This is a genomic window from Mesorhizobium sp. M1066 (genome assembly GCF_040318635.1).
GTDB lineage: Bacteria > Pseudomonadota > Alphaproteobacteria > Rhizobiales > Rhizobiaceae > Mesorhizobium.
On the sequence record NZ_JAMYMR010000012.1, the window covers coordinates 98,261 to 110,956 of the forward strand.

Genomic DNA, 12,696 nt, shown 5'->3' on the forward strand with positions numbered 1-12,696 from the left:
CACCTGACGATGTAAAAGCGGCACTAGAGTCGTGGGGCTATGAGTGTTTCATGCTTAGCGAAGCGTCTTTGCAGACGCGTGGAGAGATGGAAGGGACCGAGGCTGTTGTCATTCAGCAAAAACCTGGCAAGCCCAGCACGCTCCGTCGAGATCTAGAGACCTTCGCTCCCGTCCTTGACTACGACTGTCGTCTATACCTCTTCGCTGCCGGCGACGGGCAATCTCAGGACAGTTTGTTCGGTGTCATCAATCAGCTGGAATTGCCCACATTTGGTCTCCCCCCTAAAGCGATGGCTCAATTGTTTGGCGAATGGTACGACCCATCACTTATGGTATTCGGACCCGCTGTACACATTTTATATGAGCAAGATCGTGGTCGTCTACCCGAACTGATTGCGCGCAATCCCGCAGGGCGAGCCCCCAACGCGGATCTTATACCTGAGGGCGCCAAGCTCGACGCGGAGAGAACCAAGCTGCTGCAGCGCGCATTCGCTGACTGCTCCTCAATTCTACTTTTCAGAAAGACTGACGGGCTATCAGGAGTTGATGCGTATGAGGCCTTCGCGCGGTTTGCGGAAAATACGGTGGGAGGACCCGCCTTGTATCACTGCTTCGTTAAGGTGGGCCCGCGCACAAAGGTAGCTCGAGAATTTCAAAGTTATCAAAATACCGCACTTGAAAACATCCCGTTCCACCTCGGACCCAGGCTCCGTGTCGAACGGTGCGTTTTAGGACACTCGGCGGGTCTGATAACGAGCGACTTCGTTGTGGGGGCCGAAACGCTGCGGGATTGCGTCCGGGACGGGAGAGGCGTTCATGCTATTGGACATCTTTTCAACCAGACTCTCATAGCGTGGAGGCGGGCCGCTAAAATCGAGGATAACTGGCCGCTTGCCGAGTTTCTGGTCGACCGCCTCGCACAACGGAACCACATTCCAGCGCATCGCGAACCGCTGATTGAAAGCTGTGGCGCCACGCGCTCCATTGAGGAACTGAAGCAAGGGCTCGTCCGAGGACTTGCAAAAGAACCTGTGCTAATTGGTGTCATTCATGGAGACTTGCACGCCACGAACGTCCTCGTTCGGATGAACGACGCGATCATCATCGACTTGGAACGTGTTGAGGTCGGAAAGCCCCTCCTGTTTGACGCTGCGTCTTTAGAAGCCGGCCTGTTCATCGATGGGTTTGTCACCGACAAACGAGCGGAGGGGGAAATACTGAAATCTGTGTCCTCCCTGTATACAATCGAGGCGTTTCGCCACGACGATCTTCATTGCTCCGCGTCGGACAAATCCGCTTGGTTTTTCGATAGCGTGCGTCAAGTGAGGATGCAGGCTCGGCAGATGGAGACTAGGCCGCTTCAGTACGCGCGTATCTTAGCCGCAGTCTATCTAAGCAAGGCATGTAACCCGGACAATCTTGACCTTGCCGGAATTCCGGACGGAACTGTAGGGCGAGAGAGGATTCGCGCGGCGGCTTTCGCTATTGCCGAAACGATTATTGCGGCTTTGCCGTAGAACGGGGACCTCTATGAGCCGCCAGCTTATTTCACTTAAAGCCGAGGTCGCCTCACGAATAGGAGCTGCTGAGCTACTCAAAGAACCTGGCGACGCCGTGCTCGTGGCGCGCGGGAGACCACGGTGGCTGCTGCTGCGCTGTCCATGTGGTTGCGGCGAAGAAATCCCCCTCAATTTGGACAACAGGGCAGGGAAGGCTTGGAGGCTTTACGACGCGCAGTCGGAAGGGCTCACTGTCTTTCCGTCAGTCTGGCGCGACACCGGATGTAAGAGCCACTTTGTCATCTGGCGCGGCCACATATTGATGTTCGGCCTCGGCAGAAAAAGATATTCGCCCCGCCAAGAACTCGATCTTGCGACTTTGGGGAGGCGGGTGTTATCCGCTTGGCCAGCTTCGGGCTTCACCTCCTATGTTGAGGTGGCAGACAGACTTCGAGAGATACCCTGGGATGTCTTGGAGGCGTGCAGAGATCTTGTTGCCGCTGGCGAGCTCACAGAGGGCATAGACGACCAACGCGACACTTTTAGGCGTCGATAAGCCTTCGGCGATCTATGCGTTAGGTTAGGTCATCTTGATAAGGTTGCCTGCTGTTTGCCGTGACCGGCTGTTAATGGTTCGGACGGACTATTCTATTCACGAGATATTTCAGTGACAATCATCCTTGCTTCTGGATTGGGAAAGGTGACGAGGGTCGGGTGCTGTCGCGCCGGGTTGCCGGTCGTTGATTGATAGCGCGGAGGGAATGGGGGCCAGACGTCCACTTGCAGACGATGGCGAAGCTAATCCTAACGGCAGTTTTGGGCGCAAAGCCGCCGTTCACCTCTCCTTCGAGTCAGCGCTCCGGCCGGCAAAAATCGTCGAGGCCTCCAACCAGGTGAAATGGGTATTTCACACTGACACGCAACCAGGGTGATGAAGGTATGCCACAACTCACCGAGCCCGATTGGCGATCCAGCGTTAGCCGTCTCAAACTGAAATCGCGGCAACGTTTGCCGACGACTGATCCAATGCCAACCGCAATCGCTCCATTTCCGGGCGACTATGTTCACGGGCGGCAAGAATCTGGGCTCTTGTCTGCTTGAGTTGCTCCAGACCGAGAATCAAGGCGCCCTGCAGCCGCTTGCGGTCGCCGAGAATATCCTGGTCAATCTGCGCGATGTCGCGTGGATCGATCGCGCGTGAGGTATCGAAGACAAAGCGGGCTTCGATGGACCTTCGCCAATTCAACAACTTCTGCGCGGTTTTGGGTCCGAATCCGGGCACGCTGTAGAGCTTGTTCCTCTCGACATCGAGCGCAGTTTCGACGCCATACGACTCCAGGACCTGTTTCTTGCCCGGTCCGATGCTCTCGATCTTTGCCGATGAGATTTCAAAGTTGTCCAGGAACCGGTGCAGTTGCGCCTGGCGGCGGTTGCGCTCGAGCTCCGAGATCCTGGCTACCCGTTTGGAAGGCAAGATGTCCCATTCGCGCCTGAGCCCGGCGAGGACCGCTTTTTGCCTGTCGAAAGCATCCGACCCGGCCCTCTGCGTCCATGTGGTTTGGGCGTTTTTCCATTGGGTGGCGGCTTCGGCGGCGACGCGCCGGTATTCCGCAGCCTCACTGTCCCTGTTTAGGAGACCTCTCAGCCCCAGAAAGACCCCCAAGGCGATGCCCAGCACCCAGATCTGCGCCATTATCAAGCCGACGACACCGACCACTGCGGCCGCTATTCCTGCTCTGAAGTTGGTGCGGCGCGCGTGCCCCTTGAGCTTCAAGGCGTTGGGATCTGGTATCACATTCTTCTCAGGGACGGCCGGCACCGGCCCGGGATGCGCGATGGCGTCCACCTGTCGCTGGAATCCGGCTATATCGAAAAGCGTCGCCCCGCCGGCGGATACAACGGTTGAGAACAGTGGGACGCCCGTGGCGCCTTCCATTTTGCACCAAGGGCACGGCGCTGAGCCAAGTGACCAATGGCTGGAATTGGCGGAGCACTGTTTGAGGTTCGCTTCAAGTTCCGCCAGGGCAGCCACCCAGTCCCGGGCCACGGGCCTGCCAGCCGACGTTCCCCTTTGCGAGAACGCATCCTCAACCATCTTTGCAAGTCGTGGGCCCACGATGGCGAGTTCGGGCGAACTCGGAGGCCTCGCCATTCCGACTGCGGCGGCGTTCGCCCCGTAGGGAAAACGGTACTCTTCGATCGCCTTCGAAATCGGCATGTCGCCGGTTCCCGCGTATCGGCCGGCAAAAGGGTGTTTTCCCATGAACAGCAACAGGAAGGCCATCACGGCCAAACCGAAATTGTCGTGATTGGGCGTCCTCACGATGCCCGAAAACGATCTGCCCTGCAGCTCCGGCGGTGTGAAGGTCTCGATGCCCACCTCGCAAAGATATTGCTGGCCCAGATAGGAGACCTGGAAACTGTCGCAGTCGATCAGGCGCACGGTAGCGTCCTGCGCCACGAGCACACCGCCGTGGTTCACATCGCCGATGACGCAGGCGTTGTCGTGAACGGCCGCAAATGCTCTCGCGGTGTTTGCCGCCACACGTGTCAGAAATCGCCAATCAACCCTCTGAAAGTCGGTTCTGCGGCTTTTGGGGCTGTAGAGCTGATGGATGCTCTTGCGACCGCTGATCTTCGGCATGATCAGCCCGATGGGCTTGCTGTCCTTGGAGCAGACCAGCCCCGTCGGCCAGGCCGTCAGCTTTTCGAGTGAATCGGTCTTGATCTTGCCCATCGCACGGATCTTGTCGATCCGCTGCTGCTCGAGCGGCCGGTGGTAGATTTTGGCGACATGGTTCTTGTGCGCAGCTAGGTCGTAGACGGCGCCCTCGCCTCCCTGGCCGACGATCTCGCCAAGTTTGAGGGCTTCCCCTCGCAGGGTGAACACCTCGCGGACCTTGGCATTCATTTTGCGGCCACCATCGCTTCAACTGGCGATCTCGTGGCCAGGATCAACGACTTGTCATCATCGGTCCTGTCGCAGATCTGTGGCGACAATAGATAAGCCCTCAGTCCATCCGAAAGCGTAGAGTCCTCGCCCGCCACTGCCGATCGTCTGACCGCCTGGAACATAGAATCGAAGAAAGGCTGATGGACGCTGCGCGAAGCCTGGTGCAAGACCAAGTTCTCGATACCGTCCGAGAACAACGCAACCTCGTCAATGCGCCGGGGCGCGAACTCGAATTCGAGGACATCCGCGACATTTGACGACGTGACGAAGTTCGTCGTGTTGGCAAACTCGCCGTGCTGTGGCCAGAACACGTAGGACCATCCGTCTTCACTGCCGTGTGAAACGACCATTGCGCCGTCGCCGACCTGGATGAACACGGTGCTTGTAGGACCGAGGATGGCAACCAGCAGCGTGCATGCATAATCGCGCACCTCATGCCCGAGTGCGCGCGCATGAGCGGCGATGCGCTCGGCAATTTCGGCCACCCAGCCCAACGCTTTTGGCCGGTCGATCTGATCGAGCGCACCGTTCTCTGTGAAGTGCACGAAAATGAGCTCCAGCAGGTTCTGCCCGGCCAGCCAAGACCCAACCTCGGAGTGCGCCGCACTGCCGGCGCCGTCGCAGACAGCGGCCGCGAGGATAGGACCTTCCCTGCCCTCGATCAGGGCATGGACCGAATTATCCTGACAGGGCTTGCCGGCCGTGACATGCGACGTGCCGATGGCGCTAGCCGACGCTACGCGCCAAGACATCACACCTCAGCCCAACCTGCGGGAGATTGGAGCGCCACGGTCTGTCCGACCTGCGACTGCGAGACGCCTGACAGCGATGCGGAGAGCCATGAGAACAGCTCGCGGAATTTGAGGCCACTTAGCTTCAGCGGCTGGCGTGTGGAGAGCTTGGCAAGGATGTCCATGTTGGCACCCTCGACGCCAACGGCGAAGAACGAAAACGCCTTTGCCGCCTCGCCGGATTTGATGGCGTGTTCGGCAGCAACGATGCTGTCCGTGGGTGCGCCGTCCGTCATCAGAAAGACCCAGGGGCGATAATAGGAGATGCCGTTCGCGCGGTACTCATCTTTGCGACGTCGCAACAACTCCAGGCCTTGCTCGATCGCCGCACCCATTGGGGTGTCGCCGCTGGTCACCAGCGTGCTGGGCGTAAACAGGTCAGCGGTCTGGAAAGGCGCGACGATGTTGACCGGTCCGAAGGTGACGATCGCGACCTCGACGCGTTTCATCGCCAGGCTGTCGGCCGCGAGCTCGTCCTTAAAGGCGACAAGGCCCTGGTTCAGCGCGTCGATCGGCGCTCCGTTCATCGAATAGGACGTGTCGAGCAGAAGGAGGCATGGACAGCGAGGTTCGGGGTTATCCGCGAACTCTGCAGCCCCAAACGGTATCTGATCAAACTGGTTGGACATTTTACTCGCCTTTTCGCCGAAATATCGCTTCCCGCAAGCCCGGGTCTCCCGGCATTCGGCAGGTAGCATTCAAAAATTATTGAAACCGGAATTGCAAAGCGCGTCGATGCGCTTGCCCGCCCCAATTTTCAATCCCCTTCCCTATCTACAGATGCTCGGTTTCTGCTGTCAATTGACTTGAGATTTAGCCACCCAAAAGTCGATTCGACTTTCGCGGACCGCTCTGTTTTGTATTGTGCAGGGAGGGTGAAATGGTCAGCCAACAACGGATCGGCTGGGGCATCGCGGTTTTCTGCGCTATCGGATGGGCCATGTCGAGCATAGACGCCCGATCGCCACCCCCCGCCCCGCCCGCGGTCCCCGCACCACCCCCCGCCGTCGCGCCTCAGGCACAGCCGAACAGTAGTTCGATTGCCTATGCAAAGCCCGACGCGGTGGCTACCCAGAAGCCCAACCCCGCCACGTTGGTTCGCTGGCTGTACACCACCAAAAAAGTCCGTGTCAGGGTCGCGCCGGACACCGGGGCGCGTATCATCACCACGCTTCCGCTGGGCGACCTCGTCCAGACCAATGGTCAACAAGGTGACTGGTACAATGTGACGGTCTCCGCACGAATCGGATGGATCCATGGCGACTACCTCAGCCAGGCGGAGCCGGTCGAGCTGACTTCGACCACACCGGTTGCGCCAGCGGCTGCATCAGATGACGGCACCGTTTCGGAGCATGCTGCGGGCGATCCTGTCAGAGCCCCCGTGGTCGGCAGATGCGACTGCCCATACGATCTGATGCGAAACGGGCGTTTGTGCGGGGGTCGGAGCGCCTACAGCAGGCCAGGCGGCAGGAGCCCGGTGTGCTACTGGTAGGCAGGCTGCGCTGCCAAGAGCGAGCGGTTGATCCACCCCAACGGCACTTCGTCCTTGCTGACCCGCGCCCAGCGACCGTTGATTTCGACCACTGCCAGAGTCGTGCCCGCCGGCACCTGACTCATTACGGCGGCGGCCATGGAAGGATCCGAACGGATATTCGCGGTCCTGGTCACGACTGCCGTTGGAAATTGCTCGCTTTGCGGCTGCTCGGCCGCTGCCGAGGAACCCAGATGGGTTCCCGATGACGTGCTTGGCGGTTTCTGATCACCAGCGGAGGTGGGCCAGCTATCGCCAACGGGAGCTTCCTGCTGAACCGGCGCTTTGACTGCTTCCACAAATGGCGGCGGATTCGAAGGGCTGATGTAGCGGCTTGCCGGCGGCAGCGGTTGGGTCTGTCCTGGTTCATGGCGGTCGGTTCGGGGTGCCAATGTCAGGCTTGGCGCAGCGCTGGATTTTGTGTCGGAATTCTGGGCCATTAAGGCCGCCCCCACACCGACGACACCGATGGCAAGCAAGGACACTTGCGCCGCCCGGCTTCCCCTGGCGGCGTGGTAGATCAGGGCCACGAGTGCTGCGATCAATAAACCCACAAAAAGAGCGGATTTGCCGCTGCGCTTGGAAGAATAGGACATGCCCGAACCGGGAAGACCAACAGTGCTCTGAATGCCGCCACGGCCCATGTTCAATGTCGAGCCGGGCTTGCCAAAGGAGGCACTGCTGAGCCCCTTCCCGGTGACGTTCAGGCGAACGCCGGGAATAAGCCTCAATGACTTTCTGTATCTAAACCCCACTGCGCCCCCGCGCGTATTTTGAAGCGAACACTAGCGTTGGGGCACTTGCGAAGCAACTTCCGTTTCATAGAACTCGAGGCCAAGTAGTCTATCGATTTGAAAGTTCCGTTCGCGCTTACCGGCTTCGCCGCAACGGCCTCCACTTTGGCCGAGCCTTGATCTTAAGGTGTCCCGACATCGATCTGCAGCACCGGAAGCGCTATCTCCTGTTGTGCAAGATATGATTTGAGGGTCTCCTGGAAACGCTCAATGTCTCGCAATACCTTGCGGCCCACACGGATGATTTCATCACCCTTTGGCTCTTCTCGAATACAACGTTGATCTGAAGATCGGCCAGCGACGGGTTCAACACGAGAAACCGATCGAGGCTGCTGTTCAGAGCGGTGCGCTCCTCGGACAGCAATTGATCCAGAAACTCATAGCCCTTCATCCGCGGTCAGCACTTTTGCTCCCCTCCCCGCCACGGTTCGGTCGAAGAGGTGACCAAGCAGGTACCCTCTCCGGGGGATAAGTGGCAAGTTCACTCTTTGTTCTATTCGGCAGCCCTGCAATCCTGTATGCTTTGAGGCGTTCTTTTGCACCACGTTCCCTTGCGAGGATCTGCCTGATGACTGTCCAGCCCAGGACTCTCAATGAGCCGACAATCAGCTGCCCGAGCTGCAAGACCGACATCAAGCTCAATGAGTCGCTCGCGGCGCCGCTGATTGCGGCCACGCGCGAGGAATATGAACGGCGACTGGCGCAGAGCAACGCCGCCATGACGGCCAGGGAGGAGGAGGTTCAACGCAAGCAGGCGGCTATCGACGCCGCCCGGGATGACATCGACAGCCAGGTCGCCGAAAAACTCAAGCTCGAACGTGCCGCCATCGCCGCTGAAGAGGCCCGCAAGGCAAAACTTCTCGTCTCGACCGACCTTGAGGACAAGGACAGGAGGCTGGGCGAGATGGAGACGACGCTGAGGGCGCGGGACGAAAAGCTCGCTGCGGCGCAGTTGCAGCAGGCCGAATTTATGAAGCAGCAGCGGGCGCTCGACGATGAAAAGCGCGAAATGGCGCTTACCATCGAAAAGAGGATCCAGGAAGGGTTGGACGCCGTCCGCGTCAAGGCCAGGACCGAAGCCGAAGACGGCCTCAAGATGAAGGTGGCCGAGAAAGAGGAACAGATTGCCGGCATGCAGCGCCAGATCGAGGAGCTGAAGCGCCGCGCCGAGCAAGGATCTCAGCAGCTTCAGGGCGAGGTCCTTGAGCTCGAGCTGGAGTCGCTGATCGCCAGCCGGTTCCCGATGGACATCATCGAACCGGTCGCCAAGGGTGAGTTTGGTGGTGACGTGCTGCAACGCGTGGTGGGGCCGGCCGGCCAGGCGTGCGGCGCTATCCTGTGGGAATCAAAACGCACCAAGAACTGGAGCCAGGGCTGGCTGGGCAAGCTGCGGACAGACCAGCGCGCCGCCAAGGCAGACATCGCTTTGATGATCTCCGAGGCGCTGCCTGCGGGAGTCGAAACGTTCGATCTGGTGGATGGCGTCTACATCGCCCATCCCAAATGCGCGATTCCGATCGCGATCATGCTCAGGCAGTCCCTCATCGAGCTCGCCAACTCCCGCCTCGCCCAGGACGGCCAGGCCACCAAGATGGAGCAGGTCTACGGCTATCTGACTGGCCCCAGGTTTCGCCACCGGGTCGAGGCGATCGTCGAGAAATTCTCCGATATGCAGGACGACCTTGCCAAGGAAAGGAAAGCCACAATCCGCCTGTGGGCAAAGCGGGAGGCTCAGATCCAGGGTGTCATCGAGTCGACCATCGGAATGTACGGCGATCTGCAGGGCATCGCCGGCAAGGTGATGCAGGAGATCGCGGGCTTGGAGGTCTTGGCCATAGAAGCATCCGCGTCCATCCCAGATTGAGAAGGCTAATCTAACTGGATATCGGATTTGAGAACGAGGGCAAGCTGCTCCTTGTGACGGATGATCCGTCAAAAGCGGAACGCAATGCCAAGAAGCCGCCGCGCTCAACCCCCTCGCCCGGCCGGGTCATCAGATTGCTATGCAGCCTGCGGTTTTTGCGCCAAGCTGTGCGGACAATGAAAGCCTGCCCGTGACGGACCGTGAAATCCACCTTTACCTCGATGATAGCGGCAGCCGCGAGCCAGACCGACAACCAAAGGAGAAGCGGCGGGACGAGATGGATTATTTCGCCCTCGGCGGCATCCTCATCAACGAAGAGGACGTCGACGAGCTCTATGCCCGCCACGAGGCCTTCTGCCAGAAGCACGGCATCACCTACCCGCTCCACTCCTGGGCGATCCGGGGCGGCCGTGGCGACTTCGGCTGGCTGAAGAAGCCGGAGTCAGCTTTTGAATTCCTGGGAGACTTGCAGGGAATGCTACTTGGGCTGCCCGTGATCGGCATCGCAGCAGTCATCGACCGACCGGGCTATGTTGCCCGCTATCGCGACCGGTACCGGGACCAGCTCTGGTTCATGTGCAAGACCGCCTACTGCATCCTGATCGAGCGCGCCGCCAAATATGCCCGCAGCCAGGACCGCAAGCTGCGCGTGTTCTTCGAGCGTGCCGGCAAAGCCGAGGACCGCGACTTGATAGCCTACACGCGGATCCTGAAGACGCAGGGGATGCCGTTCGACGGTGCCAACTCCGCCAGCTACGGGTCGTTAACCGCCGAGGAGTTCAGGGACATCGTGCGCGGGGAGCCTCGCGGCAGAACCAAAGCTACACCGATGTTGCAGATCGCCGATCTCTACCTCTATCCGATTGCCAAGGGCGGCTATGACCCGTCCTACCGGCCCTACAGGGCCCTGATGGACCACAAGCGTCTCATCGACGCGCACCTGCCGCCCGAGGACCTGGCATCCTGCGGCATCAAATACAGCTGCTTTGAACGGATAAAAAACAAAGACCCGGACTAGCCGGGCCTTCGTTTTGAAAAGTTCGGCTGGCGCCTAGCGCCAACCCCGGAGCGATGCTCACGTGCAAAGTATGGGTATTGACGCTCTCTTTGTCAACACCCCGGGTGAACCTCTGGTCGGGGGGCCTATCTTATCGCTTGCGTATAGCACGGTTCGTCTGATCGACACTTCCTATTATCAAGTCCTCTTTTTTGGGTGCAGCGCGGTTCCCCCGCCCCTGAATCGAGGGACATAGGCCGGGCGAACCTTGAAACACCCTCCCCCTGAATGCAGAACCGTCCCCAATGCCCTTGCGTCATCACGGGAAACCACCATATCTAGGCGCAGTTCATCACAGGGAGCCTCAGATGGCCCAGCCAGAAACCGCCAAGGCAGACGTCGACAAGCTACGCACCAACGAGAAGAAGTGGACCAAGGCACTCATGGCCACAGGCTGGAGCGCTTTCCCCAACATCATCATCGAGAAGCAGCAGGCTCTCGGCCTCGATGCGCTGGACATGAACATCATCATCCACCTGGTCCAGTACTGGTGGCTTCCCGACAACCTGCCCCACCCCTCGGTCGAAACCATCGCCAAGGCGATCGGGGTGACGCCCCGCACCATTCAAAAACGTATTGCCGCCCTTGAGGCCCTTAAACTTCTTGGCCGGGAAGAACGACGCAACACGCCCAATGGCAGCATGACGAACCGCTATCACTTCGACGGCTTGATCGAGGCCGCCAGGCCGTTTGCCTTGGAAAAGGCCGCCGAGATCAAGAAGGCGGCCGAGGAGAGATCGGACCGGCTGAAGCGCAAGAAGCCGGTCCTGGTCGTCGACAACGGGGTGTAGGCAGATCGTGACGTAGCTCAGAGGATAGAGCGCCTCGCTTTCGACCTGGGTGGTGCGTGACACCGCTATCTAGGGGCGAGGAGGTCGCAGGTTCAAGTCCTGCCGTCACGCCCATCGTTTCTCACGCCGCGCCTGGGCCTTGCCTACGCGACTGGAAAGGTCGCGAGATTGCCAGCGTAAGATCGCATTTCCAAACGCCGATCCTGGTATTTTCCGCGGTAGTTGAACAGCGCCAGGAGCTGCATTTCAAGAAGCCATTGTGAGGCGTCCCAGGCGTGGAAAATGTCCATGTCATAATTGAAGGGCGACGAATGCGTGACGCCGTTGCGGAATTCGGTCAGCAACGAGAACCCATCGCGAGCCGGCTGCCCCTTCTTAGCTTTCAAACGTTTGCGAAGCAGGTCGGATTGATCTGCCGGATCCCCTTCGATTTTGAGCAGGCGGGTACAGGCTCTGATTTGTTCGGCAAGACTGACGTTGCGCAACATCGAGACGCTCCACCCGCCCCGTGTCCCCAGAACATAGGCTGCGAGGGTTTCTAGGCCGGCTGCCGACATGATGACCGCCGTCTCCACCGAATTGTAGCGGGAGAGGTTCGCTATCCTATAATAGGCCAACGCGCGCCCGACGCCGCGCTTGGCCTCCGGGGTCTGAAGGACCGCCATGTAGCTGGCAAACAGCGCCGGCAACCCGTCGGCCAACGCCCAATGATACCAGTTTCGCGGCGCCTCCAGCCTGTCGGCCCGGGTGAATCCCAGAGATCGGAACCCGTTGTGAGCAGCATTGCGGACCTCACCGTATCCAACCTTCGTTCCTTTTATGAACCCAAGGAAGGAGCATATATGGCCGAGAAATTCATACAGCTTGGCGGCTTTCAGGGGTTTGCCATCCAAGGATCGAAGCAGCGCCCGATGTGAAATCGTGGATACCAGCGGAAGCCGAACACCCCCGCCGCCCAAGGCCAGGAAGTGATCGAATGGCTGTACGGTCACCGCCAGACTGCCGAACTTCAGTGTGATCCCGACCTTCTTTGGATGGATTGCCGGACCGCACGAAATGACGGCTTCCGCCAATCCCTTGGACTTCCCGGCGAGTTCCAAAGGCGAGAATCGCGACGTCGCCGAGAATTCTTCATGCCCGACAAAGTGATATTTATGGGAAAGCATCAGGAACTCGGCCGTCGTCCCACCCTCGAAGGTGACCTTGAGATCCTGATCAATCCTAACAACCCCCGGCCTGAGAGGCCCTGTCCAGCTCAGCTGGAGGTCAAGGTGGTCATCCAGCCGCAGCGAAACATCCCTGAACTCACAAGGCTTGCCTTGAAGATGGATAGCAACAACCGTGTCGGCGAGCTCAATGGGGCCATGCGCCTTGCCCTCAAAGGAAGAAACTACCGAATGCTCTGCGCTCAAACCA

At 59.3% G+C, this 12,696-nt stretch carries 11 protein-coding genes and 1 tRNA gene; 7 read left to right on the forward strand and 5 right to left on the reverse strand.

All coding sequences use genetic code 11. From position 1 onward, the window contains the following. The first annotated feature begins 50 nt into the window (after nucleotides 1-50). A complete protein-coding gene (locus tag NKH52_RS17730) occupies nucleotides 51-1,517 on the forward strand; it encodes a phosphotransferase (protein ID WP_352731685.1) in 1,467 nt (488 codons plus the stop codon). Nucleotides 1,518-1,530: 13 nt separating this feature from the next. Beyond that, nucleotides 1,531-2,055, forward strand: a complete 525-nt coding sequence (locus NKH52_RS17735; protein WP_352731683.1) for a ubiquitination-like system serine protease family protein — start codon at nucleotides 1,531-1,533, stop codon at nucleotides 2,053-2,055. Nucleotides 2,056-2,484: 429 nt separating this feature from the next. Here NKH52_RS17735 and NKH52_RS17740 read toward each other — a convergent pair whose 3' ends face one another. The 3 genes from NKH52_RS17740 to NKH52_RS17750 are packed head-to-tail and all read right to left on the reverse strand — an operon-like array spanning nucleotide 2,485 to nucleotide 5,941. After that, on the reverse strand, nucleotides 2,485-4,410 hold the full coding sequence (locus tag NKH52_RS17740; RefSeq protein WP_352731682.1) for a helix-hairpin-helix domain-containing protein: 1,926 nt from the start codon (nucleotides 4,408-4,410) through the stop codon (nucleotides 2,485-2,487). After that, nucleotides 4,407-5,204, reverse strand: a complete 798-nt coding sequence (locus tag NKH52_RS17745; RefSeq protein WP_352731871.1) for a PP2C family serine/threonine-protein phosphatase — start codon at nucleotides 5,202-5,204, stop codon at nucleotides 4,407-4,409. Before NKH52_RS17745 ends, NKH52_RS17740 begins: the two co-directional genes overlap by 4 nt. Next, on the reverse strand, nucleotides 5,204-5,941 hold the full coding sequence (locus tag NKH52_RS17750; protein ID WP_352967494.1) for a vWA domain-containing protein: 738 nt from the start codon (nucleotides 5,939-5,941) through the stop codon (nucleotides 5,204-5,206). The genes NKH52_RS17745 and NKH52_RS17750 overlap by 1 nt, the downstream gene beginning before the upstream one ends. A gap of 242 nt (nucleotides 5,942-6,183) precedes the next feature. Here NKH52_RS17750 and NKH52_RS17755 point away from each other — a divergent pair, with 242 nt between their 5' ends. Further along, nucleotides 6,184-6,735 (forward strand): SH3 domain-containing protein, encoded by a 552-nt coding sequence (locus NKH52_RS17755; RefSeq protein ID WP_352967508.1) that lies wholly within the window; start codon nucleotides 6,184-6,186, stop codon nucleotides 6,733-6,735. Here the strand turns inward: NKH52_RS17755 and NKH52_RS17760 are convergent. Continuing rightward, complete coding sequence (locus NKH52_RS17760) at nucleotides 6,726-7,529, reverse strand: DUF4236 domain-containing protein (RefSeq protein ID WP_352731676.1); 804 nt, start codon at nucleotides 7,527-7,529, stop codon at nucleotides 6,726-6,728. The genes NKH52_RS17755 and NKH52_RS17760 overlap by 10 nt on opposite strands. A 607-nt stretch (nucleotides 7,530-8,136) precedes the next feature. Here NKH52_RS17760 and NKH52_RS17765 point away from each other — a divergent pair. The 4 genes from NKH52_RS17765 (at nucleotide 8,137) to NKH52_RS17780 (ending at nucleotide 11,394) form a co-directional block, all read left to right on the forward strand. Then, nucleotides 8,137-9,432 carry a DUF2130 domain-containing protein gene (locus NKH52_RS17765; protein ID WP_352731673.1) on the forward strand — a complete coding sequence of 432 codons (1,296 nt, stop codon included), beginning with the start codon at nucleotides 8,137-8,139 and terminating at the stop codon, nucleotides 9,430-9,432. 139 nt (nucleotides 9,433-9,571) lie between these two features. Further along, the gene (locus tag NKH52_RS17770) at nucleotides 9,572-10,450 is read left to right on the forward strand and encodes a DUF3800 domain-containing protein (RefSeq protein ID WP_352731671.1); all 879 of its coding nucleotides are present in this window, start codon (nucleotides 9,572-9,574) and stop codon (nucleotides 10,448-10,450) included. A 347-nt stretch (nucleotides 10,451-10,797) separates the two neighbouring features. Next, nucleotides 10,798-11,280, forward strand: coding sequence for a helix-turn-helix domain-containing protein (locus tag NKH52_RS17775; protein ID WP_352731669.1), 483 nt, complete (start codon nucleotides 10,798-10,800; stop codon nucleotides 11,278-11,280). A gap of 6 nt (nucleotides 11,281-11,286) precedes the next feature. Further along, nucleotides 11,287-11,394: transfer RNA gene (locus NKH52_RS17780), tRNA-OTHER, on the forward strand. Nucleotides 11,395-11,423: 29 nt separating this feature from the next. Here NKH52_RS17780 and NKH52_RS17785 read toward each other — a convergent pair. Then, nucleotides 11,424-12,692 carry a hypothetical protein gene (locus NKH52_RS17785; RefSeq protein WP_352731667.1) on the reverse strand — a complete coding sequence of 423 codons (1,269 nt, stop codon included), beginning with the start codon at nucleotides 12,690-12,692 and terminating at the stop codon, nucleotides 11,424-11,426. Nucleotides 12,693-12,696: the final 4 nt, after the last annotated feature.

Bases quoted from the DNA above. Each gene is read 5' to 3' on its own strand.
- NKH52_RS17730 (WP_352731685.1), top strand. From the start codon at position 51: ATGCTTAGCGAAGCGTCTTTGCAGACGCGTGGAGAGATGGAAGGGACC.
- NKH52_RS17735 (WP_352731683.1), top strand. From the start codon at position 1,531: ATGAGCCGCCAGCTTATTTCACTTAAAGCCGAGGTCGCCTCACGAATA.
- NKH52_RS17740 (WP_352731682.1), bottom strand. From the start codon at position 4,410: ATGAATGCCAAGGTCCGCGAGGTGTTCACCCTGCGAGGGGAAGCCCTC.
- NKH52_RS17745 (WP_352731871.1), bottom strand. From the start codon at position 5,204: ATGTCTTGGCGCGTAGCGTCGGCTAGCGCCATCGGCACGTCGCATGTC.
- NKH52_RS17750 (WP_352967494.1), bottom strand. From the start codon at position 5,941: ATGCTACCTGCCGAATGCCGGGAGACCCGGGCTTGCGGGAAGCGATAT.
- NKH52_RS17755 (WP_352967508.1), top strand. From the start codon at position 6,184: ATGTCGAGCATAGACGCCCGATCGCCACCCCCCGCCCCGCCCGCGGTC.
- NKH52_RS17765 (WP_352731673.1), top strand. From the start codon at position 8,137: ATGACTGTCCAGCCCAGGACTCTCAATGAGCCGACAATCAGCTGCCCG.
- NKH52_RS17770 (WP_352731671.1), top strand. From the start codon at position 9,572: ATGCAGCCTGCGGTTTTTGCGCCAAGCTGTGCGGACAATGAAAGCCTG.
- NKH52_RS17775 (WP_352731669.1), top strand. From the start codon at position 10,798: ATGGCCCAGCCAGAAACCGCCAAGGCAGACGTCGACAAGCTACGCACC.